At 72.9% G+C, this 23,233-nt stretch carries 25 protein-coding genes; 11 read left to right on the forward strand and 14 right to left on the reverse strand.

Annotated elements, in window-relative coordinates:
• The first annotated feature begins 41 nt into the window (after positions 1 to 41).
• Entirely contained in the window at positions 42 to 542 is a 501-nt protein-coding gene (locus tag AB0K35_RS18405; protein ID WP_363886441.1) for a metallophosphoesterase, read from the forward strand.
• Positions 543 to 661: 119 nt separating this feature from the next.
• Here the strand turns inward: AB0K35_RS18405 and AB0K35_RS18410 are convergent, their stop codons facing one another.
• Positions 662 to 880, reverse strand: coding sequence for a DUF3072 domain-containing protein (locus AB0K35_RS18410; RefSeq protein ID WP_091402204.1), 219 nt, complete (start codon positions 878 to 880; stop codon positions 662 to 664).
• A gap of 104 nt (positions 881 to 984) precedes the next feature.
• On the opposite strand from AB0K35_RS18410, the gene AB0K35_RS18415 reads away from it, so the two are divergent.
• Positions 985 to 1,923: an FAD-dependent oxidoreductase gene (locus tag AB0K35_RS18415; RefSeq protein WP_238669953.1), complete on the forward strand. Its 939-nt coding sequence runs from the start codon at positions 985 to 987 to the stop codon at positions 1,921 to 1,923.
• A 40-nt stretch (positions 1,924 to 1,963) separates the two neighbouring features.
• Here the strand turns inward: AB0K35_RS18415 and AB0K35_RS18420 are convergent, their stop codons facing one another.
• The 3 genes from AB0K35_RS18420 to AB0K35_RS18430 form a co-directional block, all read right to left on the reverse strand.
• On the reverse strand, positions 1,964 to 3,259 hold the full coding sequence (locus AB0K35_RS18420; RefSeq protein WP_238669916.1) for a cation:proton antiporter: 1,296 nt from the start codon (positions 3,257 to 3,259) through the stop codon (positions 1,964 to 1,966).
• 107 nt (positions 3,260 to 3,366) lie between these two features.
• Positions 3,367 to 4,044, reverse strand: coding sequence for an HAD family hydrolase (locus tag AB0K35_RS18425; protein WP_363886445.1), 678 nt, complete (start codon positions 4,042 to 4,044; stop codon positions 3,367 to 3,369).
• 25 nt (positions 4,045 to 4,069) lie between these two features.
• Complete coding sequence (locus AB0K35_RS18430) at positions 4,070 to 6,208, reverse strand: SpoIIE family protein phosphatase (protein WP_363886447.1); 2,139 nt, start codon at positions 6,206 to 6,208, stop codon at positions 4,070 to 4,072.
• Positions 6,209 to 6,406: 198 nt separating this feature from the next.
• Between AB0K35_RS18430 and AB0K35_RS18435 the strand changes: the two genes are divergently transcribed.
• Positions 6,407 to 7,216, forward strand: coding sequence for a hypothetical protein (locus tag AB0K35_RS18435; protein WP_051708712.1), 810 nt, complete (start codon positions 6,407 to 6,409; stop codon positions 7,214 to 7,216).
• Positions 7,217 to 7,285: 69 nt separating this feature from the next.
• On the opposite strand, the gene AB0K35_RS18440 is transcribed toward AB0K35_RS18435, so the two are convergent.
• The gene (locus AB0K35_RS18440; RefSeq protein ID WP_363886450.1) at positions 7,286 to 7,639 is read right to left on the reverse strand and encodes a DUF6401 family natural product biosynthesis protein; all 354 of its coding nucleotides are present in this window, start codon (positions 7,637 to 7,639) and stop codon (positions 7,286 to 7,288) included.
• Between the two features lie 162 nt (positions 7,640 to 7,801).
• Between AB0K35_RS18440 and AB0K35_RS18445 the strand changes: the two genes are divergently transcribed.
• Positions 7,802 to 8,251, forward strand: a complete 450-nt coding sequence (locus AB0K35_RS18445) for a hypothetical protein (protein ID WP_238669920.1) — start codon at positions 7,802 to 7,804, stop codon at positions 8,249 to 8,251.
• Here AB0K35_RS18445 and AB0K35_RS18450 read toward each other — a convergent pair.
• Entirely contained in the window at positions 8,248 to 8,457 is a 210-nt protein-coding gene (locus AB0K35_RS18450; RefSeq protein WP_238669921.1) for a hypothetical protein, read from the reverse strand. The two genes, AB0K35_RS18445 and AB0K35_RS18450, sit on opposite strands and share 4 nt — an antisense overlap.
• A 158-nt stretch (positions 8,458 to 8,615) precedes the next feature.
• On the opposite strand from AB0K35_RS18450, the gene AB0K35_RS18455 reads away from it, so the two are divergent.
• Positions 8,616 to 9,914 (forward strand): MFS transporter, encoded by a 1,299-nt coding sequence (locus AB0K35_RS18455; protein ID WP_363886453.1) that lies wholly within the window; start codon positions 8,616 to 8,618, stop codon positions 9,912 to 9,914.
• Here the strand turns inward: AB0K35_RS18455 and AB0K35_RS18460 are convergent.
• The 4 genes from AB0K35_RS18460 to AB0K35_RS18475 form a co-directional block, all read right to left on the reverse strand.
• Positions 9,872 to 10,132, reverse strand: a complete 261-nt coding sequence (locus AB0K35_RS18460; RefSeq protein WP_363886456.1) for a hypothetical protein — start codon at positions 10,130 to 10,132, stop codon at positions 9,872 to 9,874. The two genes, AB0K35_RS18455 and AB0K35_RS18460, sit on opposite strands and share 43 nt — an antisense overlap.
• A 110-nt stretch (positions 10,133 to 10,242) precedes the next feature.
• Positions 10,243 to 10,704, reverse strand: coding sequence for an SRPBCC family protein (locus AB0K35_RS18465; protein ID WP_238669924.1), 462 nt, complete (start codon positions 10,702 to 10,704; stop codon positions 10,243 to 10,245).
• A 52-nt stretch (positions 10,705 to 10,756) separates the two neighbouring features.
• On the reverse strand, positions 10,757 to 11,173 hold the full coding sequence (locus tag AB0K35_RS18470) for a DUF2795 domain-containing protein (protein ID WP_088947320.1): 417 nt from the start codon (positions 11,171 to 11,173) through the stop codon (positions 10,757 to 10,759).
• 100 nt (positions 11,174 to 11,273) lie between these two features.
• Positions 11,274 to 12,260, reverse strand: a complete 987-nt coding sequence (locus AB0K35_RS18475) for a YihY/virulence factor BrkB family protein (protein WP_238669925.1) — start codon at positions 12,258 to 12,260, stop codon at positions 11,274 to 11,276.
• Positions 12,261 to 12,436: 176 nt separating this feature from the next.
• Here AB0K35_RS18475 and AB0K35_RS18480 point away from each other — a divergent pair, with 176 nt between their 5' ends.
• Positions 12,437 to 12,838: a ChaB family protein gene (locus AB0K35_RS18480; protein ID WP_363886459.1), complete on the forward strand. Its 402-nt coding sequence runs from the start codon at positions 12,437 to 12,439 to the stop codon at positions 12,836 to 12,838.
• 70 nt (positions 12,839 to 12,908) lie between these two features.
• Here the strand turns inward: AB0K35_RS18480 and AB0K35_RS18485 are convergent, their stop codons facing one another.
• On the reverse strand, positions 12,909 to 14,342 hold the full coding sequence (locus tag AB0K35_RS18485) for an aldehyde dehydrogenase family protein (RefSeq protein ID WP_363886462.1): 1,434 nt from the start codon (positions 14,340 to 14,342) through the stop codon (positions 12,909 to 12,911).
• A gap of 72 nt (positions 14,343 to 14,414) precedes the next feature.
• On the opposite strand from AB0K35_RS18485, the gene AB0K35_RS18490 reads away from it, so the two are divergent.
• The gene (locus tag AB0K35_RS18490) at positions 14,415 to 16,037 is read left to right on the forward strand and encodes an NAD(P)/FAD-dependent oxidoreductase (protein ID WP_363886464.1); all 1,623 of its coding nucleotides are present in this window, start codon (positions 14,415 to 14,417) and stop codon (positions 16,035 to 16,037) included.
• Positions 16,038 to 16,137: 100 nt separating this feature from the next.
• On the opposite strand, the gene AB0K35_RS18495 is transcribed toward AB0K35_RS18490, so the two are convergent.
• From AB0K35_RS18495 to AB0K35_RS18505, 3 genes are all read right to left on the reverse strand, one after another.
• On the reverse strand, positions 16,138 to 16,905 hold the full coding sequence (locus AB0K35_RS18495; protein ID WP_238669929.1) for a polyprenol monophosphomannose synthase: 768 nt from the start codon (positions 16,903 to 16,905) through the stop codon (positions 16,138 to 16,140).
• Between the two features lie 149 nt (positions 16,906 to 17,054).
• Complete coding sequence (locus AB0K35_RS18500) at positions 17,055 to 18,062, reverse strand: SDR family oxidoreductase (RefSeq protein ID WP_238669930.1); 1,008 nt, start codon at positions 18,060 to 18,062, stop codon at positions 17,055 to 17,057.
• Complete coding sequence (locus tag AB0K35_RS18505) at positions 18,059 to 18,490, reverse strand: SRPBCC family protein (protein ID WP_363886466.1); 432 nt, start codon at positions 18,488 to 18,490, stop codon at positions 18,059 to 18,061. The genes AB0K35_RS18500 and AB0K35_RS18505 overlap by 4 nt, the downstream gene beginning before the upstream one ends.
• A 278-nt stretch (positions 18,491 to 18,768) precedes the next feature.
• Here AB0K35_RS18505 and AB0K35_RS18510 point away from each other — a divergent pair, with 278 nt between their 5' ends.
• From AB0K35_RS18510 to AB0K35_RS18525, 4 genes are read left to right on the forward strand one after another with little or no spacing between them, the layout of a single operon-like run.
• Entirely contained in the window at positions 18,769 to 20,331 is a 1,563-nt protein-coding gene (locus AB0K35_RS18510; RefSeq protein WP_238669954.1) for an HAD-IIIA family hydrolase, read from the forward strand.
• Positions 20,328 to 21,302, forward strand: a complete 975-nt coding sequence (locus AB0K35_RS18515) for a glycosyltransferase (RefSeq protein ID WP_238669932.1) — start codon at positions 20,328 to 20,330, stop codon at positions 21,300 to 21,302. The genes AB0K35_RS18510 and AB0K35_RS18515 overlap by 4 nt, the downstream gene beginning before the upstream one ends.
• Positions 21,287 to 22,504: a glycosyltransferase gene (locus AB0K35_RS18520; protein ID WP_357287357.1), complete on the forward strand. Its 1,218-nt coding sequence runs from the start codon at positions 21,287 to 21,289 to the stop codon at positions 22,502 to 22,504. Before AB0K35_RS18515 ends, AB0K35_RS18520 begins: the two co-directional genes overlap by 16 nt.
• Positions 22,501 to 23,217 (forward strand): SIS domain-containing protein, encoded by a 717-nt coding sequence (locus tag AB0K35_RS18525; RefSeq protein ID WP_238669955.1) that lies wholly within the window; start codon positions 22,501 to 22,503, stop codon positions 23,215 to 23,217. The genes AB0K35_RS18520 and AB0K35_RS18525 overlap by 4 nt, the downstream gene beginning before the upstream one ends.
• Positions 23,218 to 23,233: the final 16 nt, after the last annotated feature.

A 23,233-nucleotide genomic window follows, 5' to 3' on the forward strand; every position in this document is an offset into this window, starting at 1 on the left:
CCCCCGGGTGGGCGGCCGGGTCTCGGGGGACAATGCCGGGTATGCGGCTGGTGCTCACGGCGGACACCCACGTACCGAAGCGGGCCCGGGACCTACCCGGGCCCCTCTGGGCGGCCATCGAGGCGGCCGACGTGGCGGTGCACGCCGGAGACTGGGTGAACGAGGACCTGCTCGACGCCATGACCGCGCGATCGCGCCGACTGGTCGGTGTGTACGGCAACAACGACGGCCCGGCGCTGCGCGCCCGACTGCCCGAGGTGGCCCGGGTCGAGCTGGACGGCCTGCGGGTCGCTGTGGTGCACGAGACCGGGCCCCGGACCGGCCGGGAGAAGCGGTGCGCGGCCCGCTTTCCCGACGTCGACCTGCTGGTGTTCGGGCATTCGCACATCCCCTGGGACACCGAGGCGCCCGGTGGGCTGCGCCTGCTCAACCCCGGCTCACCCACCGACCGCCGCTCCCAACCCCGCGCCACCTACCTAACCGCCGAGGTGCACGCCGGAGCCCTCACCGAGGTCCACCTGCACCTCCTGCCCCGCCCCTGACCCCCCGCCCACCCCGCCCCGCCTCTCACCCGCGATCTTGCACTTGCTGTCGACGATTTGCGCCCTGTGTGGCCTTTGTCGCGACAGAAAGTGCAAGATCGCGTGGAGGGGGGTCGGGGTTACTGGCCTCGGCCCGTTTCGGCTTGCAGTTCGTCGATGCGCTTGGACGCCTCGGCCTTGGTCAGGTCGTCCGGGAGGTCGGCGTGGGCCTCCCGGGCCAGCGTGCTCAGGTAGGACTCCTGCGCGGCGGTCGGCGGCTCGTCCCCGGTGACCCACTCGTCCGGGTCCTTGATCGCGGCATTCTGGTCGGCCTGCTCGGTGCGGCGGTCCGTCATCATCATCACCCTTTCTTTCGAACAGGTGTGCCAGTACCCCGATCGTCGGGGGTTCATGCCCCAACGCCGCGACCTACGATCATCTGATGACCGAGGACCTGTCGAGCGTGGTGGTGGTCGGTGCGGGCATCGCCGGGGTGGCCTGTGCTGTCGAGTTGACCCGGGCCGGCGTGCCGGTGCAGGTCCGGGAGCGGGGGCACGTCCGCGGTGGCCGAATGGCCAGCAAACGCTTCCAGGGCCGGCCCGCGGACATCGGCGCCGCCTACTTCACCGCCACCGACCCGGACTTCGCCGCACTGGTCGAGCAGTGGCGCGCCGCCGGGCTGGTCCGCGAATGGACCGACACCTTCCAGGCGTACGACCGGAGCGGGAACCACGAGGTGCCCGGGCCGATGCGCTTCGCCGCCCCCGGTGGGCTGCGCTCGCTGGTCGAGCACCTGGCCGGCGCGGTGCCGGTGACAGTCGACCGGCTGGTGCTCACAGTGGAACCCGGCCCGGTCGTCGACGGGCAGCCGTGTGCGGCGGTCGCCCTGGCCATGCCGGGCCCGCAGGCCGCCCTCCTGCTCGACCCGGCCCTCACCGACGCCACCCGGGTCGTACAGGCGCAACGCTGGTCGCCGTCGCTGGCCGCGGTGCTGCGCTTCCCGACCCGGCGCTGGCCGGACTTCCGGGGCGCGTTCGTCAATGAGCATCCGGTCCTCAACCTCGTCTGCGACGACGGTGACCGGCGCGGTGACGGCGCGCCGGTGCTTGTCGCGCACACGGTGCCGGAATTCGCGGCCGGGCACCTGGCCCAACCCACCGGGGCCGGCCCGGCGATCGAGCAGGCCGTCCGGGACCTGCTCGGGCTGCCCGAGCAGGCCGTCGACGTGCACGTGCACCGCTGGACGTACGCGAAGCCGACCAGCGGCGCCGGCGGCGCCACCCACCACCTCGACGCCGACGGAATCGGCCTGGCCGGCGACGCGTTCGGCAAGCCCCGGGTGCAGAGCGCCTGGCGCTCCGGCCGCGACCTCGGCCGTGCCCTGGCAGCCCGCCTGGCCTGAGCCGCCCGCTCAGGTGTGATCGGCTGGCTCAGTCACCCGCTCAGACGTGCCCGGCTGCCGCGACGGGCCGAGCGTCGGCGTCCCGCTCGGCCGGGTCGGAGGTCCGCTCTCCCTCCCGGTCCAGCAGCTGCATGACCGGGGTCGCCGTGATGCCGTGCACCACGACGGAGACGAGCACCACCAGCCCGACGGTCGCCCAGAGCAGCTCGGCCTGCGGGAAGTCGGCCTTGGTGGTGGCGTACGCGAGGTAGTAGAACGAGCCGACGCCGCGGATGCCGAACAACGAGATGACCCAGTGCTCGGCCGGTCGTCCGGGAGCGCCGCGCAACGACAACCAGCCGATCAGCGGTCGCACCAGGAACACCAGCGCCAGCCCGACGGCGGCCGCCGGCCAGGTCAGCGGACCCAGCAGGCCACCCACTATCGCGCCGCCGAGCAGCAGCAACAGCACCAGGGTGAGCAGCCGTTCGACCTGCTCGGCGAAGTCGTGCAGCACCGAGTGGAACTCGTGGGTCCGCTCGGCGGCCCGAATGGCCCGGGCGGCCACGAACACCGCCAGGAAGCCGTACCCGCCGACCACCTCCACCAGCCCGTACGCCAGGAACGTGGCGGCCAGCGCCAGGAAACCCTCGGCGTGCCGGGCCAACCGCAGCTCACTGGGCGCGCGGAAGAACAGCTTGCCGAGCAGCCAGCCGATGAGCAGGCCACCGCCGACGCCGACGCTGATCTTCCAGAGCACGTCCACTGTGAACCACTCGGCCAACCAGTCGCTCGGGGCGAGGCTGGTCGAGGCGATGGCGATGGCCGCGTAGACGAACGGGAACGCCAGCCCGTCGTTCAGGCCGGCCTCGGAGGTCAACGCGAAGCGGACCTCGTCCTCGGAATCCTCCACGTCGGTCGGCTCGCCGACCTGCACGTCGGCGGCGAGCACCGGATCGGTGGGGGCCAGCGCGGCGCCCAACAACAGCGCGGCGGCCGGCACCAACCCCGCCCACCACCAGCCGAGCACCGCCACCGCCGCGATGCACAGGGGCATCGCGATCGCCAGCAGCCGCCAGGTGGACGACCACCGCCGCCAACTCAACGGCCGGTCGATCTTCAGCCCGGCGCCCATCAGCGCGACGATCACCCCGATCTCGGTGAGGTGGGTGGTCAGCTCCGGGTGGGCCAGGGGGTCCGGTGACGGCAACCCGACGGGCAGCAGGAACACCAGCATGCCGAGGGCGAGGAAGGCGATGGGCATGGACAGCGGGCGTCGCTCCAGCACCCGCGGCAGGATGCCCGCGAGCAGAGCGCCCAGGCCCACCAGCGCGAACGCCACATCTACCGGCTCCACGGCACCACCCTTCCGCCCGCACCCGCGAGGCGCGGGCAGGTGGTGACAGTCAGTGCCCCGCAAGGGCTCCGGCTATGCGCGTCCGCTCCGGTGGACCCGAGTGATCCTCACCGCGGCCGGGTGAGCGGCGAGTCCGCCAACTCGTGCAACAGCGCGGCCGGGTCGTCGTACACCAACACGGCACCCGCGCCGGCGAGCTCGCCGCGGCTGGTGCCACCGCAGGTCAGGCCCACACACGGAATGCTCAGTTTCCCGGCTGCGGCGACGTCCCACACCGAGTCGCCGACGAAGACCACCCGCTCGGCGGCCAACCCGGACTGCTCCAACGCGGCGACCAGGATGTCCGGTGCCGGCTTGCTCTGCTGGGCGTCCGCGGAGGAGGTGATCGTGTCGATCACGTCATCGGCGGCGAGCGCCCGGCGAAGCGCGCCCACCTCGGGTTCCGAGGCGGAGGTGGCCAGCACGACCCGCAACCCCCGCTCGGCGCAGGCCCGCAGCAGGTCGGCGGCCCGGGGTAGTGGCGTGAGCCGTTCCCAGTACTCGGCGTAGAGGGTGTCGTGCGCGTCGCGCAGCTTCGAGTCGGCGTCGCGGTCCCGCTCCGGGCCGAGGAGATGATCCAGGAGTTTGTCCGATCCCATCCCGATCGAACGGTGCACCACCGCCATCGGCACCGGCTGGTCGGTCTGGCGTAACGCCTCCCACCAGCTAACGGTGTGCAGGTAGGTGGTGTCGACAAGGGTGCCGTCGACATCGAAGAGGACCCCGGCGGGCCGGTCGGTAGCCATGGGCGTCCTCCTACCCTCGGGCGGCTCAGGGATGCGCGGCCGGTGGCGTGAGGATCTCGAACCAGACCGTGGAGCCCCGGACCGACGGGTCGGTGCCCCAGGCGTCGCTGAGTTCCTCGATCAGGCCGAGGCCACGCCCGCGACTGCTCAACGTGTCGGTACGGGCCCGGGTCACGGTGCCCCGGGTGCCGGAATCCGCGACCGAGACGAGCAGCCGCTCGGCGCTGAGGTCGATCTCCACCCGGGCGGCCGTGCCGGCGTGCAGCAACGCGTTGGTGGTCAGCTCGCTGGTGCAGAGCACCGCCGCCCCGATCACCGACTCGGGCACCTGCCACTCGGTGAGCTGACCGGTCAGCCAGTGCCGGACCCGGCTGGGCGCGGTCGGCTCGGCGGGCACCTCCATGCTCGCCGAACGACTCGGTTTGAGCGCGTGCTCGACCGCCAGCACTGCCACGTCGTCCTCCGTGCCACCGGGGACCGCCGCGGTGGCCACCGCGCAGAGCGCACGGGGGTCGCCGCTGCCGGCCTTGGCGATGGCGTCGCTCAGGGTGGCCAGCCCGGCGCTCAGGCTCTGTCGGCGACGCTCCACCACCCCGTCGCTGAACAGCAGCAGGGTGTCGCCGGGGCGGAACGGGACGGTAGTGGTGCCCGGCCGGCCGCCCAACCCCAGCGGCGGCCCGGGCGGGACGTCGACGTACTCGGCGTGGAACCGACCATCCGGGTCACTGCGGCGGATAAGCGGCGCGGGGTGACCGGCGCTGGACAGGGTCAGCTCCCGCCGCTCGGCGTCGATCACCCCGAACGCCACGGTGACGAACAGCTCGTGGGTGCCGGCCTCCGCGCCGAGGCTGGTCACCAGCCGGTCCAGGCCACCCAGGACCGCAGCGGGCGTCGGGTCGGCCAGGGCCAGGGCGCGCAGCGCGGCCCGGACCTGTCCCATCCGCGCGGCGGCCTGCACGTCGTGCCCGGCGACGTCGCCCAGCACCACGCCGAGCGAGCCGTTGGGCAGCAGGAACGCGTCGTAGAAGTCACCGCCGGCCGCGTTGCCGTCCACGCCCGGGTCGTAGCGGGCCGCGATCCGCAACCGGGGCAGGTCCGGCAGGTGCTCCGGCAACATGCTGCGCTGCAACAGTTGGGCGGTGCCGTGTTGGGTCTCGAACCGGCGGGCCCGTTCGGCGGCCTGGCCGATCAGCTCGGCCGAGGCGGCCAGCAGCGCCCGCTCGGCGGGGGACCAGGTGTGCGGAACCTGGTAGCCGACAGCCAGCCCACCGCGAACCACCGAGGTGCCCAGCGGCAGGGCAGCCATCGCGCGGACCTTCTGGTCGTGGCGGTCCACGGCGGTGTCCCGCAGCGGCTGCCCGTCGCGGGTGAAGGACGGGGCGCCGGAGCGGGCCGCCTGCACCACCGGGGCCGACCAGTCCGTCGGCGCGCGCCGCCAGAGCGGGGGAAGCCGCTCGTCGGCCTCGTCCAACAACTCGCCACGGACCCGACGCACCATGCGCCAGCCGCCGCCGCCCTCGTCGACAGCGAACGAGGCCTGGTCGGGGTCGAACGTGGTGATCGCGTACCGCAGCGCCACCCGGGCCACGTCGTCGAGGGTGAGGGTGCCGGCGAGCGCCGCGGCCACCTCGCTGAGGCTCTGCAACTGCTCAGTGACGTGGGTGGTCTCGGCCGCGACCGTCAACACGCCGACGATCTGCCCGGCGCTGTCGCGCACCGGTGAGTAGCCCCTGGTGAAGACCGCCTGCTCCACCGTCGCGGAGTGCCCACGGACCAGCGGCAGGGTGGACTCCTTCTCCAGGAAGGGCTCGCCCTGCCGGTAGCAACGCTCGATCACCGCACCGACGCCGGGCAGCGCCCAGATCTCCGCGAAGACCTCGGCGGCGGGACGGCCGAGGGCGCTGGGATGCTTGGTGCCCAGCAGTTCGGCGTAGCCGGCGTTGTAGAGCAGGACGAGATCGTCGCCGTAGGCCAGGGCCATCGGCATCGGCGAGGCGAGGACCAGCTCCACCACGGCCCGCAGGGCAACGTCCCAGTCGTCGGCTGGGCCCAGCGGGGTGTTGGCCCAGTCGTGGGCGAGCACGCCGACGGCCGGGCCGGACCCGGTGGGTGCGCCCGGGCCCGGAGTTGCTGGCGTGGGGACCCGCCCGACCGTTCCTGGCATGTTCGCAGCCTAGTCGGCCGACCGGAAAAGGCATCCGACCACGGCGGCGGGCCGTCGCCGAGTCCGTCGCGGTGGCCGTTCGGGCAGTTCAAGGCCCCTGTCCGGAGGTCTGTCGGGAAAAACGCCGCGCGCTGCGCGGAGTGCCGGACCGGTTGCCGGGTATGCGCCCGGCGCAGTCCATGCGACAGGAGGGACATCATGCTGAAAACCCTCGCGGTCCGGCAGGCCGATATCGGCGATGCCATCGCCGACACCTGGAGGTCGGTGCTGCTCTTCATCCCGAAGGCAGTGGCCTTCATCGTCATCCTCGTGGTCGGCTGGCTCATCGCCAGAGCCGTCCTCAAGATCGTGGATACGGTGCTGGAACGGGTGCGTTTCGACCAGGCGGTCGAACGCGGTGGCATCAAACGGGCCCTGGAGAGAACGAAGTACGACGCCAGCGACATTCTGGCCAGACTGGCGTACTACGCCGTACTGCTGTTCACGCTGCAGTTCGCCTTCGGAGTCTGGGGGCCCAACGCGATCAGTGACCTGATCAGCGGCGTGGTGGCCTGGCTGCCGCGCGCGTTCATCGCGATCGTCATCGTGGTGGTGGCGGCCGCGATCGCCAACGCTGTCCGGGATCTGGTCACCGGGGCGCTGGGAGGGCTCTCGTACGGCAAGGTCCTGGCCGACCTGACGGCGATCTTCATCATCGCGCTCGGCGTGATCGCCGCCCTGAACCAGGTGGGTATCGCCACCACGGTGACCACTCCGGTGCTGATCGCGGTGCTCGCCACTGTGGCAGGCATCCTGATCGTCGGCGTCGGCGGTGGTCTCGTGAAGCCGATGCAGAACCGCTGGGACGGCTGGCTGCACCGGGCGGCCCAGGAGGCTCGGGCGGTGCAGCAGCAACGTCAGGCCGCGTCGGCCGGGCGTAGCGACGTGGAGCGGCAGATGGCCGACCGCGGGGGTGACCGCACCCAGGCCATGCCTCGGGTGGACGAAGCCCAGCAGTACCGCTCGTAGCGGGACGGAACGGCAGCACGGGTAGGGAGGGTGTTCCGCGTACGACGCGGGGCGCCCTCCCCTCGCGTGTCAGTGCCGCTCGAGCGCGCGGGCCAGCGCGCAGACCGCGACCAGGCGGGTGAGCAGCCACTCCGGCTGGCTCCAGTCCACCGACCCGCTGGGTGGCGTCCACCCGTGCTCCAGGGCGGCGGCGCGCACCCCCTCGGCGTAGCCGGCGAGCGCCGCGGAGGTCAGCGGCGTGCGGTCGCCGTCGAGGCTGTCCCGGACGGCCGCCGCATGCTGGTCGACGAGGGCCAGCAGCCCCGGTCGCGCGGCGGCGGCGGCGAGCCCGACAGTGCCCACGGAGGCGGTGAGGGCGGCCAGGGTGGACCGCGCCGAGTCGACGGCGGTACGGGAGGCGACCCGGTTGAACGGCACACGCATGGTGACCGAGGCTAACCGACCAGTGACCGTGTCGACCTCGTCCGCTCGGCGGATGTCGGCTGCGCCACTGGGGCGGTCGCCGCTGACCTGGGGGATTGATCCGGCACAGACGGGGCAGCAGGAGAACACCCACTGATGACGGCACCCGGCACGGAGGCACGGATGGCACAGCAGGCGGACGGACCCGACGAGCGGCACCGGCGGCCGGACGGCGTCAGCGACGCGACGGTCGCCGCGCTCGGCAAGCTCAGCGAGGCGCTGGAGTGTGTGGAGCGGGCCCGGGGGCACCTCTACTCGATGCACCAGTTGATCGGCCATGCCGACCTGATGCTCGACGACGCGGTGGAGCAGTTTCGCGCCGCCGGACATCCGCACCTCGCCGAGCGGATCGCCACGGAGTTGCGTGGCCGCAACGTCATCGCCGGACGGTGGACGTTTCAGATCGTCGAGGACTTCGACGACGGTTACCACGCGCTCTTCCGCGAGTTGGACCAGCAGGCTCGCGACGAGTTGGTGGGTGGGCGGCGCCACCTCTACGAGGCGGAGATGAAGGAACGCCGCCGTAGCCGGGGCCGGCCGGGCCACGAGGCCCGGCCCGGCGGCGGAGGCTAGTCGCTTGTCGCGTCGGCCGGGCGACGCCGTGCCGCGTCGTCAGCGATGATCACGGTGGCCACCATCAGCGCGACGCAGAGGCTGAACAACCACGACTCGTCGTCGACGAGCCAGGCGGACACTGGCGCCTGGAGCGCGGCGAGCATGAAGCCGAGCCAGGCGAGCCGGCGCTGACGCGTGGAGAGGATTCCGGAGCCTTGATGCATCCCGAAATTCTTACGCGAACCGGCCGGTTTGCCGTCCTCCGATCGGCCGATTCTGGATGAGCTGTCCGCTTTCTCGACCGTACGGACACGACTTCTTTGCGCCGAGGGCGATTGGGCGTCGACAGCGCTAGGGTGCCCCTGCGGCAGGATGGTGCCTCGTGTCCACCCCGCCCGCGCGTCCTCGCGCCGCACTGCTCCTGCTGTCCTACCTCGCGTTCGTCAGCCTCGGCCTGCCCGACGGCCTGCTCGGCGTCAGCTGGCCCTCGATCCGGGGCGACTTCGACGTACCGACCGAGGCGGTCGGGTGGGTGCTCACCGCCGGCACCGTCGGCTATCTCACCTCCAGCGTGCTGGCCGGCTTCACGCTGGCAAGGGTCGGCGTGGGCGCCCTGCTCGCCGGCAGCACCCTGCTGGCCAGCCTGGCGCTGACCGGTTACTCGGTCAGCCCCGCGCTGGCGGTGCTGGTGGGCTGTGCGCTGCTGCTCGGGCTCGGCTCCGGCGCTGTCGACTCCGGGCTCAACGCGTACGCCGCCGGGGCCTTCGGGCCCCGCCACATGAACTGGTTGCACGCCTTCTTCGGCCTCGGCGTGGCCATCGGTCCACTGATCATGACCGCGGTGCTGAGCGCCGGGCTCGCCTGGCGCTGGGGTTACGGCATCGTGGCCGCCGCCCAACTGGTCCTCGCCGCCGCGTTCGCGCTGACCGTGCGGGCCTGGCACCGCGGCGCCCCAGCCGGAACCGAGGCGGGCTCGGCTGTCCACGGTGAGCCCGCCGCCACGGGTGCCGGGCCCGCGTCGACAGTCCAGGTTCCGATCCGGGACACGCTGCGGCTGCCAGCGGTCTGGTCGGGGACGCTCGCCTTCGTGCTGTACGTGGCGATCGAGGTGTCCGCCGGGCTGTGGGCGTTCCTGCTGCTGACCGAGGGGCGCGGGCTCAGCGCGGCGCTGGCCGGTGGCTGCGTCTCCGCGTACTGGGGAAGCCTCTTCGTCGGTCGGGTGGTGCAGGGTCTGGTGGCCGAGCGCCTGGGGTCGGGGTTGGTGTTGCGGGTCAGCCTGGCCGGGATGGCCGCCGGCGCGGCGCTGATCGCCGTTCCCGGGCCGGCCGTCCTGGCGGTCCTCGGCCTGGTCGTTGTCGGTTTCGCCGCCGCACCGGTGTTTCCGCTGCTCACCCTCACCACCGCCGAACGGGTCGGCGCGGCGCACGCGGACCGGGCCATCGGCCTCCAGATCGGCGCCGCGGGCATCGGCGCGGCGCTCGTCCCGGCCGGGCTGGGCGTGCTGATCGGCAACACCTCGGTGGAGGTGCTGGGCTCGGCCCTGCTGGTGCTCGCGCTCGCGCTGATCGCGCTCTACGAGTCTGGCGCGCGCCGACCGGCTGCTGGGCCGCCAGTACCCGCCCGGCCCGGCAGCGACCGTCAGACGTCCGGCCCGGTACGGCCGGTGGTCGACGGGCGGTAGGCGCGCTGCGAGTCGGTGGCCTCCCGGCTGTTGCCCTGGGCCTGCCCGTCGCGGTCCGACGCGGCCGGCCCGTGCCCGAACGCGGCCTCCTCGCCGGCGTCGTTGCCCGTCACGTCGTCGGCCTGCCCGTCGAGGCTGGAACCCGACACCGCGCGCTCCAACTCCTCCAACGGAAGCCGCTCCTCGTCCCGCCACACCCTGATCTTGTCGTCGGTCATACCTTCAGCGGTACCCGGGCACGATGATCGCAAACGGTGCCCGGCGAGCAGGCTCGGACACGGCGATGGCCGCCGGGATTCCGGCGGCCATCTCAGCTCACTGCTCAGCGTCACGGCTGCGGACGGTCCACCTGTCCGCGCCAGGCGCCGGTCTCCTGACCACGCCGCTCGATGTAGGTCTTGAACCGTTCCAGGTCGCCCTTGGCCCGTCGGTCGACGATGCCGAGCTTGTCGCCGGCCTGCTCGACCACGCCGTGCGGCTCGAACTCGAGCTGCAGGGTGACCCGGGTCTTGTCCTGGTCCAGTCGGTGGAAGGTCACCACGCCGGCCTGCTGCGCGCCGTCGGTCGAACGCCAGGCGACCCGCTCGTCGGGGAGCTGTTCGGTGATCTCCGCGTCGAACTCGCGCTTCACCCCGGCGATGTCCACCGTCCAGTGGGTCATCGTGTCGGAGAGCTGCCGAACCTCCTGCACACCCTCCATGAACTCGGGGAACTCCTCGAACTGCGTCCACTGGTCGTACGCGGTGCGTACGGGCACTGACACGTCCACATGTTCGGTAACGCCACTCATCGGGGAACCTCCTTCAGTCGCCGGTGGGTTGCGGATCGGGGGGCGATCCCGGTCACCAGCGAGTTGTCTCGTTCTTGTTGCCCAGCGCGGCCCACACCTCGGAGACCGTCTGGTAGACGGTGCCCTCGGGCAGCCGTTCCAGCGCCGCCACGATGTCGTCCGGCGCCTCGTTCTCACGGGCGCTGGCAATGAGCACCAGACGGTCGCCCGGCAGCGCGCTCATCGAGATGAACCGGCCGAGCCGGCTGCGCTGCTCGACGTCCGTAGAGCTCATGCCCTGCGGGGTGCCGGTGCGCAGGTCGCCGGCCGGGGCGGTGGTCGTCTCCGGCTGGTCCTCGCCAGCCGGTTCCGGCACCCGCGACTCGTCGACCCGAGAGCCACCGGTCCCCGGCCCCTGTACGAGGCCGCTGACCTCCTGGCTCATCTGTTCGTCGATCCTCGGTCCGTGCTTGCTGTTGCCACGCTCCATGCCTTCTGCGCTACCCGGCACCCCGCCCGGTAAACCGGCACCGGGCCACGAACCGGCCCTCGGCCCGGCGGCGATCCGGACACCACTGCCGAACGGGGGCTCACTCGTCGGCGGGCTTGCGGGGTGGCAGCACCGGCTCGTCCGGGTCCGGGTCGCCGGCCTGCAACTGCCGCCCGCGCTGCACCTCGGAGTTGATCTGCACACCGAGCATCAGCGCCGAGTTGGACAGGTAGAGCCAGACCAGGAACGCGATCGCCGCTCCGAGACTGCCGTAGGTGGTGTTGTACGAACCGAAGTTGGCCACGTAGAGGCCGAAGCCGAAGGAGGCCACCGCCCAGGAGATCAGGGCCACCGCGCCGCCCGGGGTGAGCCAGCGGAACCGGGGCTGGCGCACGTTGGGCGCGATCCAGAACAGCAGGGACAGCAGCACCATCATGATCATGGCGAGGACCGGCCACTTCGCCACGCTCCACGTCGTGCGGGCCAGGCCGCCGGCATTGACCAGGTCGCCGACCGCATCGGTGACCGGCCCACTGACGATCAGGCCGAGGGCGACAACAGCGAGCAGCACCAGCGTGATCGCCGCCAGACCGATCTGTAGCGGCCGAAGCTTCCAGACCGGGCGGCCCTCGGTCACCCCGTAGACAGCGTTCGAGGCGCGGGTGAACGCGCCGATGAAACCCGACGCGGACCAGAGCGCGCCGAGCAGGCCGAAGCTCAGCAGCAGCTTGGGGTTGCTCTGGTCGAGCACCACGGTCCGGATCACCCCGACCACGCCGCCCTCGTCGTTGGTCAGCACCGACCCGGCACCCACCTGGTTGGCCAGGTCGACCACCGTGTCCAGGGTCCGCTCCCCATCGGAGACCAGGCCGACCAACGCCACCACCACGATGGCGGACGGAAAGAGCGCCAGCACCCCGTAGTAGGTCAGGGCGGCGGCCCAGTCGGAGCAGTTGTCGTTGACGAAGTTCTGCACGCTGCGGACCAGCACCCCGCGCCAGGTCCGCCAGCTCAACTGCCGCATCCGTCGGGGCACCCGGGTGCCCGGTGTGCCGTCGAGCGTCGTACCGGGCTCCGTGGTCGTCATGCCCGCTCCCTGCGCCCCGGCCACCGGATGACCGGTCGTCCGGTCTGGCCTGGCCCGCCGGTACCCGGATGGTGAAATCGACAAACCCACCCGGTTACCGGCCGGCGTCGCTAGGGTTTGCCGCCCGGTCACCGGGGAACGGTCACAGTGACCGTGTCGACACGGAGGAGGACGAGATGCCCCGGCGCGAAGACCTGCCCAGCACGCTGCGACGCTCCCCGGAGAAGGCGCAGCGCACCTGGGAGAAGACGCACGACTCGGCGGTCGAGACCTACGGCGAGGGGGAGCGGTCGCACCGCACCGCCTTCGCCGCAGTGAAGCATCAGTTCGAGAAGGTGGGCGACCACTGGGAGCCGAAGGGTCGCAAGGGCCCCAGCGACCAGCAGGCCGCCGGCGGCGGGCCGGAACGACGGGCCGCCACCGCGGGCGGCGTGGACGCCAACGCCACAAAGGACCACCTGATGTCGGTGGCCCGCAAACTCGACGTGCCCGGGCGATCCAGCATGACCAAACCGGAGCTGGTCACCGCCATCGAGAAGGCAAACGACCGCGCCACCCGCAAGGCCCGCGGCGACTGACCCCAGCCACACCGGAGCACAACCGACGCGGTACGGGCGGACGCGCCACCCCTGCGTCCGCCCGCACCGTTCACCAGTGCCCGCCCCCGGGCGCCTCGATGTGTACCGCCTTCGTGGCGGTGAACTCGTCCAGCAGCTCCGGGCCGTACCCGAAGCCCTGCCCGCTGGCCCGACGCGGATGCGCGGCACTCCCCGGCGCGCCCCCGAACACCGCGTTGACCTTGACCGTGCCCACCGGGAGCTCCCGCCAGGCCCGCTGCGCGTGACTCATCGACGCTGTCAGCACCGTGGCGGCCAGCCCGTACGGTGAGTCCGCAGCGCAACGCAGCGCCTCGTCGAACGAGTCGACGACCACCACCGGGGCGACCGGCCCGAAGGTCTCCTCCCGGACCAGCGGCATGTCGTGGCGGCAGTCGGTGACGACGGTGGCCGGGTAGAACGCCCCCGGCCCGTCCGGCACCTCGCCGCCGACCCGCACCCGCGCGCCGTCGGCCACAGCGGCCGCCACCTGCCCGTGCACGTGGTCCCGGTGCCGCCGGTCGACCAGCGGGCCCAGCTCGGTGCCCGGGTCCCGCCCCGGCCCGACCCGCAGCGCTCCCGCGCGTCGTACCAGCGCGGCCACGAAGTCGTCGGCCACCTCCCGGTGCACGTAGAGCCGCTCCACCGCCACGCAGATCTGCCCGGCGTTGGCGAACGCGCCGAGCGCTGCCTGCTCCGCCGCCCACTCCGGGTCGATGCCCGCGTCCACTATCAACGGGTCACTGCCGCCGTTCTCCAGGAGCACCTTCGCCCCGGTGCGGGCCGCCGCTGCGGCGATCGCCCGCCCGGTCGCTGTGGAACCCACGTGGGCCACCACGTCGACGTCCTGCGCCGCCAGTGCCGCACCCACCTCCGGGCCGCCGGTGAGCAGTGACAACACACCGGCCGGCAGCGCCTGGTCCAGTGCTCGGGCCAGCAGCCACCCCGTCGCCGGTGCCCGTTCGCTCGGCTTGTAGAGCACCACGTTCCCGGTCACCACTGCCGCGCCGAGCAGTCCACAGGAGACCGCCACCGGGTCGTTCCAGGGGGTGATCGCCGCGACCACCCCGCGTGGCTGCGGGGTCAGGAAGTCCAGCGCGTCGGGTTCGCCGTTCAGCGTGCGCCCGCCGCGCAGCGGTGCCAGCTCCGCATACTGTCGCAGGGTGCCGATCCCCGCCTCGACGCCGCCGCGCGCGTCCGCCAACGGCTTGCCCATCTCCGCGGTGACCGCCGCCGCCAACTCGTCGATGACCGCCTCCACCGCGTCCGCGGCCCGGTGCACCGCCGCCGCCCGTTCCGCCGGGGCGGTCGCCGCCCACTGGGCCGCCACGTTGCGGGCCGCCTGGGTCGCCTTGCCCACCTCGTCGGCCGTGGCCACCGGAACCGTGCTCACCGGCGCGTCGTCCGCCGGATCACGCACGACCAGTTCGCCGCCGTCGCCGCCCGCACCCCACACCCCGCCCACCAACTGCGCAACCGTGTACATGCGGCGCTGGATGCCCCGGCCTCGACGAGGCAAACGCGTTTCGCCCGGTTGCGTGCCGGGTAGGCGGATCCGATGACAACCACCACCGCGCAGAGCGCGGACGCCGTCGTCGTCGGGGCCGGGCACAACGGCCTCGTGGCGGCCAACCTGCTGGCCGACGCCGGCTGGGACGTGGTGGTGCTGGAAGCGACAGCGGTGCCCGGCGGCGCGGTCCGCTCCGCGGAGGTCACCGCGCCCGGCTACCTCAGCGACCTCTACAGCTCGTTCTACCCCCTCGGGTACGCCTCACCGGTGCTGGGCGGCCTGGACCTGGGTCGACACGGACTGTCCTGGCGGCACTCGCCGGACGTGCTGGCGCACCTGCTGCCCGACGGTCGGGCCGCGGTGATCAATCGGGATCCGGACGTCACTGCGGCGTCGCTGGAGCAGTTCGCCCCCGGCGACGGTAAGCGCTGGCTCAACGCGTACACCGACTGGCTCGACGTGGCCGAGCCGATGCTGGAGGCGATCACCTCGCCCTTCCCGCCCGTACGCGGCGGGTTGGGCCTGCTGCGTCGATTGCGCGTCGCGGGCGCGCTGCGACTCGCGCGCCGGCTCGTCGTGCCGGTCCGCAAACTTGGCGACGAACTCTTCGACGGTCCCGGCGGGCCGGCCCTGCTGGCCGGCTGTGCCCTGCACACCGACCTCTCCCCGGAGGAGGCCGGCTCCGGGGTGTACGGCTGGCTGCTGGCCATGCTCGGCCAGCAGGTCGGCTGGCCGGTGCCGAACGGCGGCGCGCAGCAGATCACCAACGCGCTGGTGGATCGGCTACAGGCGCGCGGCGGGACGATCATCTACGGTGCCCGGGCCGATCGGGTGCTCACCGCCCGGGGTCGGGCGATGGGGGTCCGGACCGTCGGCGGCGCGCTGTGGCGGGCCCGGCGGGCCGTGCTCGCCGACGTACCCGCGCCGGCGCTCTATCTCGACCTGGTCGGCGCCGCGGCACTGCCGTCCCGGCTGGTGGAGGACCTGGCGCACTTCCGGTGGGACGGCTCCACGCTGAAGGTGGACTGGGCGCTCTCCGCGCCGGTGCCCTGGACGAACCGGCAGTTGGCCGGCGCCGGCACCGTGCACCTCGGCGCGGACCTGAACGGGCTCACCCACTACGCCAGCGAGCTGGCCCGAGGTGAGCTGCCCCGCGACCCGTTCCTGCTGGTCGGGCAGATGTCGGTGGCGGACCCGAGCCACTCCCCGCCGGGCACCGAGTCGCTCTGGTCGTACACCCATCTGCCGTTCCGGCGGAACTGGCGGGCCGAGGAGGTCGCCGGACACGTGCAGCGGATGGAGGACGTGCTGGAGGCTGCGGCCCCGGGTTTCCGGCGCCTGATCGTGGGCCGACACGTGGCCGGACCGGCCGACCTGGAGAAGGGCAACCCGAGCCTGGTCGGTGGCACGCTCGGCGGCGGGACCGCCGCCGCGTACCAGCAGCTCTTCCTACGCCCGATCCCTGGCCTGGGCCGGGCGGACACCCCGGTGGACCGGCTCTTCCTGGCCAGCGCGTCGGCGCACCCCGGCGGCGGTGTGCACGGCGCACCGGGCGCGAACGCCGCCCGGGCGGCCCTGGCCCGCGACCGAGCACTCACCGGCCGCGCCTACGCCGTAGCCGTCTCCACCGCCCACCGCGCCATCTACCCCAACCAACCGCCCACCCCCTGAGCTCTCGGTGATCAAGAGGTTTGCGTCGCCAGCGTCGGCGGATCTGACGCAAAGCTCTTGATCACCCAGGCGGGGTGGGAGGGGGAGGCGTGGGGTGGGGTTAGCGGGTGATGTTGCGGTGTTTGCTGCGCAGGCGGAAGGGCATGAGTGCGCTCTCCACCTTCGTCGCTGTGGTCATCTTGGAGACGCCGTCGCGCCGCTCCTCGAAACGGATCGGCACCTCCAGGATGGTGTGCCCCAGCTTGGTGGCGAGGTAGTGCATCTCCACCTGGAAGCTGTAGCCGTTGGACTGCACCCGCTCCAGGTCGATGTCGCGCAGGGCTTCGGCCTGCCAGATCTTGAAGCCGGCGGTGAGGTCCCGGATGCGTACCCGCAGCAGGGTGTGCACGTAGAGGTTGGCCCAGCCGCTGAGCGCCCGGCGGTAGAGCGGCCAGTTCTCGTCAAGCTCGCCGCCGGGCACGTACCGGGAACCGATCACCACGCTGGCCTGGGTGGAGAGCAGCGCGCCGAGCATCCCCGGCAGCGCCTCGGGCGGGTGCGAGAGGTCGGCGTCCATCTGCGCCACGTACTCGGCGCCGCCCTCGATCGCCCGGGTCATCCCGTCCACGTACGCCCGGCCGAGGCCTTCCTTGCCGGCGCGGTGCACGACCTCGACCCGGTCGGGGTGCTCGATGGCCAACTTGTCGGCCACCTCCCCGGTGCCGTCGGGGGAGTTGTCGTCGGCGACGAGGATGCGCAGCCCCGGCAGCGGCAGCTCGAGCAGTCGCTCGACCAGCGTCGGGAGGTTGCCCGCCTCGTTGTAGGTGGGCACGACGACGGTCAGGCGTGCGTCCCGCCACGGCGACGGCAACTGCACCGGCTTGATCATGTCGGTCATCCTCGGTTTGCGGACAAGGGTCATGCAAAGGGTATCTAGTTCCCGGATTCGGTCCGAGGGAGGCACCCCTTCCGGGCGTTGCGGACTTTCGCCGCCTACCGTGCGCGGGCGTCGAAGCCCTGGTCAGGGGCTCGTTCTGGTCAGCGCCGACGGCGAGCGACGGCGCTGAGGGCGAGCGCCGCGACGGCGAGCGCGACACCGGAGAGCGCCGGTTTGTGCGTGCCGACCCAGAGCGCCGCGGAACGGTCGCGTGCCTGTTCGCGGAAAACACCCGCCGTGCCCCGGTCCGTGTCCGCATCACCGGGGTGATCCAGATTGTCCCGCCACGCCGCCGGATCGATCTTCTCACCGGTCTGCTGGCTGTCGTAGCCGTCGCGGGCCAACTTCCGGTCCAACAGGCCGGGGAACAGGGCGTCGCCCACCCGGGCCTGCCAGGTCGGGCCACCCACGTTCAACTCTCTGGTGCCGCGGTCGGCGGCCCAGACGATGGCCCGGGCGGCCAACTCCGGAGTGAAGATCGGCGGCACCGGCTGCGGATGCCGGGGGAGCCGGGTGCGGACCCAGGAGAACTGCGGCGTGTTGACCGCCGGTAGCTGCACCATTGACAACTTCACCCCCGGGCAGTCGTGCAGCAGTTCGGCGCGCAGCGAGTCGTTGAAGCCCTGGACGGCGTGCTTGCTGGCGCAGTACGCCGACTGGAGCGGGATCCCCCGGTAGGCCAACGCGGAGCCCACCTGCACGATCGTGCCCCGCCCGTGCGCCCGCATGTGCCGCAGCGCGGCGAGGGTGCCGTGCACGGTGCCCAGGTAGGTGACCTCGGTTACCCGACGGAACTCGCGCGCCGGAATCTCCCAGGCCGGCGCGAACACCGACGCCATCGCGTTGTTGACCCACACGTCGATGCCGCCCCAGCGGTGCACCACGTCGTCGGCGGCCTGCTGCACCGCGCCCGCGTCGGCCACGTCCACCCGGTACACCCGCACGTCCGTCGCGCCGCGCAGTCGGCACTCCCGCTCGGCGGCGACCAGCCCCGCCTCGCCCCGAGCCAGCAGCGCCAGCCGGGCGCCGCGCGCCGCGTACGTGTGGGCGACGGCTCGGCCCACGCCGGCGCTCGCGCCGGTCACCACCACGGTCCGGGTCACAGTCATCCCTTCTGCCGGGTGGCGATGTCGGAGAGCCGGGCCAGCGTCTCCCGGTTACGCCGGTGCAGCACCAGATCGTTGACTTTGTTGTGGACCCAGCGAAGCGGGCCGGCCGCGAAGTCCTCCCCGAGGCGCACCCGGGTGGCGCCGTCGCCGACCGGCTCCAGGGTGAAGGCCACTATCGCCTCACCCGCCGGCCAGAGTCCGGCCTTGAGCACGAGCCGGTGCGGCGGTTCGCAGACCAGCACCGTCGAGGCGTCCTGCAACGAGAACGGCCACGGCCCGGCACGGTGGTGCAGTTGGCTGCCCACCCGGGGCCAGGCGTCGTCCACGTCCCGCATGTGCGCCGTGCCGACCACCCAGTCGCTGTACGTCCATCCGTCCGCGAGCACGTCGAACACCTGCTCAGGGGAAGCATCGATCACTTTCTCCACAATCGCCACCGGGATCCCATACCCGAGCACGGCACTGGCTAACAGCCGAGCGGGTTAGCTTCTCTCGAACGGCGGGTAAGGCCGACCCGGGGCATCGCCGGCGGCGCTGGCCCACCCCCTCGACGACGACGTTTACTCCTCGGGGCGCAGGGAACCCGCCGGCTGTGCGACAGGACCAGGAGGATCCGTATCAGCGCAGGTCAGCCCCGGTTTACGCCGCTGCTGACCGCGCCGGTTCCAGGTCTGTCGCAAGCCCCCGAGCGGTGCTCTACGACGCCGTGCTGCTGGACCGCGACGGCACCCTGATCGAGGACGTGCCGTACAACGGCGACCCGGAGAAGGTGCGGCCGGTGCCGGGCGCGCGGGCGGCGCTGGACCGGCTGCGCGCGGCCGGGCTGCGGCTGGCCGTCGTCACGAACCAGTCGGGCCTGGCCCGGGGCTACTTCACCGGTGCGCAGATGCGGGCGGTGCACGCCCGCGTCGAGGAGCTGCTGGGCCGGTTCGACGCGTGGCTGGTCTGCCCGCACGATGACGCCGACGGCTGTGACTGCCGCAAGCCGGCGCCGGGCCTGGTGTACGACGCCGCCCGCGAGCTGGGAACGACGCCGTCCCGTTGCGTGCTCGTTGGCGACATCGGCCGGGACGTCGCCGCCGCCATGGCCGCCGGGGCGGCGGGGGTGCTGGTGCCCACACCGGTGACCCGGCCGGAGGAGGTCGCCGCCGCCGGATGGGTGGCCACCGATCTGCCGGCGGCGGTGGCGGAGATCCTGCGCCGCCAACGGGCGGTGCAGCCCTCGACCCCGCCCACCGAACCGGTACGGACGGCGCTCGTGGTCCGCTCGGACTCGGCGGGTGACGTGCTGGTCACCGGCCCGGCGATCCGCGCCGTCGCGGCCGGAGCGGAGCGGGTGGTGCTGCTGTGCGGGCCGCGCGGCCGGGCCGCCGCCAACCTGTTGCCCGGCATCGACGAGATCATCGAGCATCCGCTGCCGTGGATCGACCCCGCGCCGGGTCCGGTCGACCCGGAGGCCATGCGGAGCCTGTCCGTGCGGCTGGGCGCTGTCGGCGCGGACCAGGCGGTGGTGTTCACCTCGTTCCACCAGTCCGCCCTGCCGCTGGCGCTGCTGCTGCGGATGGCGGGGATCGGCCGGATCGCGGCGATCAGCGACGACTATCCGGGCTCGCTGCTGGACATCCGGCACCGGGTGCCGGTGGGCGTCCCCGAACCCGAACGCGCGCTCTCCCTTGCCGCCGCCGCCGGCCACCGGCTGCCCGACGGCGACGAACCGGTTCTGCGGCTGCGCCGGGACGCCGTGCCGCAGCGCCCGGCCGACCTCGGCGACCCGGGATACGTGGTACTGCACCCCGGGTCGGCCGCGTCGAGCCGGGCCTGCCCGCCGGAGGTGGCCACCCGGATCGTCGGGGCGCTGACCGACGCCGGGCACCGGGTGCTGGTCACCGGCGGCCCGGACGAGTGCGCTGTCACCGCCCGGGTCGCCGCTGCCGGCGGCACCGACCTGGGCGGCCGCACCGACCTGGCCGGGCTGGCCGCGATCGTCGCGGACGCCAGCGCGGTAGTGGTCGGCAACACCGGACCCGCGCACCTGGCGGCCGCCGCCGGTGTGCCCGTGGTGAGTCTCTTCGCGCCGACCGTCCCGTTCGGCCAGTGGGGGCCCTACCGGGTGCCCACCGTCCGGCTCGGCGACGCCGCCGCTGCCTGCCGGGATACTCGGGCGGCCAGTTGCCCGGTCCCCGGGCACCCCTGCCTCAGTGGCGTCGACCCGGGCGACGTGGTCGACGCGCTCCGGACCCTCGCCGTCAGCGGTGGTGGCGGCCGATGAACATCCTGCTCTGGCACGTGCACGGCTCCTGGACCACGTCGTTCGTGCACGGCAGCCATCGTTACCTGATTCCCACCACACCCGACCGCGGCCCGTACGGCCTCGGCCGGGCCCGCACCTACCCGTGGCCCGACAGCGCTGTCGAGGTCAGCCCGGAGGAGCTGCCGAGCGCGGACGTCGACGTGGTCATCCTGCAACGCCCCGAGGAGATCGACAGGGCCGAGCAGTGGCTTCGTCGCCGCCCCGGCCGCGACCTTCCCGCGATCTACGTCGAGCACAACACCCCCAAGGGCGACGTGCCCAACACCCGGCACCCGATGGCCGACCGCGACGACCTGCTCATCGCCCACGTCACCGGGTTCAATCAGATCTTCTGGGACACCGGCGCCACTCGCACCACAGTGGTCGACCACGGCATCGTCGCCCCCTCCGCGTCGTACACGGGGGAGCTGGACCGGCTCGCCGTGGTGATCAACGAGCCGGTACGGCGAGGTCGGGTCACCGGCACCGACCTGCTGCCCCAGTTCGCCGAGATCGCGCCGCTTGACGTCTTCGGCATGGGCGTCGCCGGCCTGGCCGACCACCTCGGGCTGCCCGCCGACCGGCTGATCAGCCACGACGACGTGCCCCAGGAGCGGATGCACACCGAACTGGCCCGGCGGCGGGCGTACCTGCACCTGTGCCGGTGGACCTCCCTCGGTCTCAGCCTCATCGAGGCGATGTCGATCGGCATGCCGGTCGTCGCGCTCGCCACCACCGAGGCGGTGATGGCAGTGCCCCCGGAGGCGGGGGCGCTCGCCACCCGGACCGACACCCTGCTCGACGCCGCCCGCCGGTTCATCGCCGAACCGGCCACCGCGCGGCAGGCCGGAGCGGCGGCGCGAACCGCCGCGCGCGACAGGTACGGCCTCGACCGTTTCCTCGCTGACTGGGACCGGCTGCTGGAGGAGGAAGTATGCGGATCGCGATGATCTCGGAGCACGCCAGCCCGCTCGCCGTCCTCGGAGGGGAGGATGCCGGCGGCCAGAACACGCACGTCGCGGAGCTGTCCGCCGCGCTCGCCGCCGCCGGGCACGAGGTGCGGGTCTACACCCGCCGCGACGCGCCCGACCTGCCGGTGACCGTCCGCAGCCCGGACGGGTACGACGTGGTGCACGTGCCGGCCGGCCCGGCCGAGCCGGTGGCCAAGGACGCGCTGCTGCCGCACATGCGGGAGTTCAGCAACTGGCTGATCGAGCGGTGGCGCGGCGGCGACTGGGTGCCCGAGGTGATCCACGCGCACTTCTGGATGAGCGGCCTGGCCGGGCTGACCGCCGGCCGGCAGACCGGGGTGCCGGTGGTGCAGACGTACCACGCGCTGGGCACCGTGAAGCGCCGCTACCAGGGTGTGCAGGACACCAGCCCGGCCCGACGGGTCGCCTACGAGCGGGAGCTGGGCCGCTCGGTGGACCGAATCGTCGCGCAGTGCCGCGACGAGGTGGGCGAGCTGGTCCGGATGGGTGTGCCCCGGTCCCGGATGACAGTGGTGCCCTCCGGGGTCAACCTCACCACCTTCGCCCCGCTCGGGCCGGCCGCCGACCGGGAACCGGGACGGGCCCGCATCCTCACAGTGGGTCGGCTGGTCGAGCGCAAGGGCTTCCAGACCGTGGTCCGCGCGATGGCGCTGGTCCCGGACGCCGAGTGCGTGGTCGTCGGCGGCCCACCCGAGGGGCTGTTGGAGACCGACCCGTACGCCCGCCGGCTGCGTGCCCTCGCGGAGTCGTGCGGGGTGGCCGATCGGGTGCACCTGGTCGGCGCGGTGCCCCGGGAGGAGATGGGCCGCTGGTACCGCTCGGCGGACCTGCTGGTCGCCGCACCCTGGTACGAGCCGTTCGGGTTGACCCCGCTGGAGGCGATGGCCTGTGGGGTGCCGGTCGTCGGCACGGCAGTGGGCGGCATCCGGGACACAGTGGTCGACGGGACGACCGGCGACCTCGTGCCGGCCCGGGACCCGCGCGCGCTGGCCACCGCGATCCAGGGGTTGCTCGACGACCGGATCAGGCGTTTCGCGTACGCGACCGCGGCGCGTGAGCGGGCCCGGGAGCGGTACTCGTGGGCTGCCACCGCCGAGCGGCTGGTGGAGGTCTACAGCGAGGTGGCCGCCGTGCGCCGGCCGACCCGGGTGGTGGCCTGATGCCGACGGGCAGCCTGCTCGACACCCACCTGACGAATCTCGCCGCGGCGCTGGTGCCGTACCGACTGTGCGAGCGACAGCTGGCGGGTTGGGGCGCGGACCTGGCCCACCGACTGGCCGCCGGGGGCCGTCTGCTGGTGGCCGGCAACGGAGGCAGCGCCGCCGAAGCCCAGCACCTCACCGCCGAGCTGGTCGGCAAGCTGCACGACGACCGTCAGCCGCTGTCCGCTATCGCGCTGCACGCCGAGACGAGCGCGCTCACCGCCATCGCCAACGACTACGGCTACACCGACGTGTACGCCCGCCAGGTGCGCGCCCACGGCCGCCCCGGCGACATCCTGCTGTTGCTGAGCACCAGCGGAACCAGCGCCAACCTGGTCGCCGCCGCGCAGGCGGCCCGCGACGTCGGGGTGACCACCTGGGCGCTCACCGGCGCCGCCCCCAATCCGCTCGCCGACGCCTGCGACGACGTGCTGGCCGTCGCGTCCCCGGACACCCAGGTCGTCCAGGAGCTGCACCTGGTGACCAGTCACCTGCTCTGCGAGTACCTCGAACAGGAGTTGCCCGCCGCGCTGGCGGCGGTCGCCGATCCGGCGGTCGTCCGCCCAGTGCCCGGAAAGCCCGCACCGGACGGTCGGCTGAGCGCCGCGCCGGTACGCACCGGGGTCGAGGTGGTGCTCGACGGCGGGCCGGGACAGCAGGTCGACGCGTGAGCCGGACAGCAGGTCG

Source organism: Micromonospora sp. NPDC053740 (assembly GCF_040677775.1).
Lineage (GTDB): Bacteria > Actinomycetota > Actinomycetes > Mycobacteriales > Micromonosporaceae > Micromonospora > Micromonospora alfalfae.

Bases quoted from the DNA above. Each gene is read 5' to 3' on its own strand.
- AB0K35_RS18405 (WP_363886441.1), top strand. From the start codon at position 42: ATGCGGCTGGTGCTCACGGCGGACACCCACGTACCGAAGCGGGCCCGG.
- AB0K35_RS18410 (WP_091402204.1), bottom strand. From the start codon at position 880: ATGATGACGGACCGCCGCACCGAGCAGGCCGACCAGAATGCCGCGATC.
- AB0K35_RS18425 (WP_363886445.1), bottom strand. From the start codon at position 4,044: ATGGCTACCGACCGGCCCGCCGGGGTCCTCTTCGATGTCGACGGCACC.
- AB0K35_RS18430 (WP_363886447.1), bottom strand. From the start codon at position 6,208: ATGCCAGGAACGGTCGGGCGGGTCCCCACGCCAGCAACTCCGGGCCCG.
- AB0K35_RS18435 (WP_051708712.1), top strand. From the start codon at position 6,407: ATGCTGAAAACCCTCGCGGTCCGGCAGGCCGATATCGGCGATGCCATC.
- AB0K35_RS18440 (WP_363886450.1), bottom strand. From the start codon at position 7,639: ATGCGTGTGCCGTTCAACCGGGTCGCCTCCCGTACCGCCGTCGACTCG.
- AB0K35_RS18445 (WP_238669920.1), top strand. From the start codon at position 7,802: ATGGCACAGCAGGCGGACGGACCCGACGAGCGGCACCGGCGGCCGGAC.
- AB0K35_RS18450 (WP_238669921.1), bottom strand. From the start codon at position 8,457: ATGCATCAAGGCTCCGGAATCCTCTCCACGCGTCAGCGCCGGCTCGCC.
- AB0K35_RS18460 (WP_363886456.1), bottom strand. From the start codon at position 10,132: ATGACCGACGACAAGATCAGGGTGTGGCGGGACGAGGAGCGGCTTCCG.
- AB0K35_RS18465 (WP_238669924.1), bottom strand. From the start codon at position 10,704: ATGAGTGGCGTTACCGAACATGTGGACGTGTCAGTGCCCGTACGCACC.
- AB0K35_RS18470 (WP_088947320.1), bottom strand. From the start codon at position 11,173: ATGGAGCGTGGCAACAGCAAGCACGGACCGAGGATCGACGAACAGATG.
- AB0K35_RS18475 (WP_238669925.1), bottom strand. From the start codon at position 12,260: ATGACGACCACGGAGCCCGGTACGACGCTCGACGGCACACCGGGCACC.
- AB0K35_RS18480 (WP_363886459.1), top strand. From the start codon at position 12,437: ATGCCCCGGCGCGAAGACCTGCCCAGCACGCTGCGACGCTCCCCGGAG.
- AB0K35_RS18485 (WP_363886462.1), bottom strand. From the start codon at position 14,342: ATGTACACGGTTGCGCAGTTGGTGGGCGGGGTGTGGGGTGCGGGCGGC.
- AB0K35_RS18490 (WP_363886464.1), top strand. From the start codon at position 14,415: ATGACAACCACCACCGCGCAGAGCGCGGACGCCGTCGTCGTCGGGGCC.
- AB0K35_RS18495 (WP_238669929.1), bottom strand. From the start codon at position 16,905: ATGATCAAGCCGGTGCAGTTGCCGTCGCCGTGGCGGGACGCACGCCTG.
- AB0K35_RS18500 (WP_238669930.1), bottom strand. From the start codon at position 18,062: ATGACTGTGACCCGGACCGTGGTGGTGACCGGCGCGAGCGCCGGCGTG.
- AB0K35_RS18515 (WP_238669932.1), top strand. From the start codon at position 20,328: ATGAACATCCTGCTCTGGCACGTGCACGGCTCCTGGACCACGTCGTTC.
- AB0K35_RS18520 (WP_357287357.1), top strand. From the start codon at position 21,287: ATGCGGATCGCGATGATCTCGGAGCACGCCAGCCCGCTCGCCGTCCTC.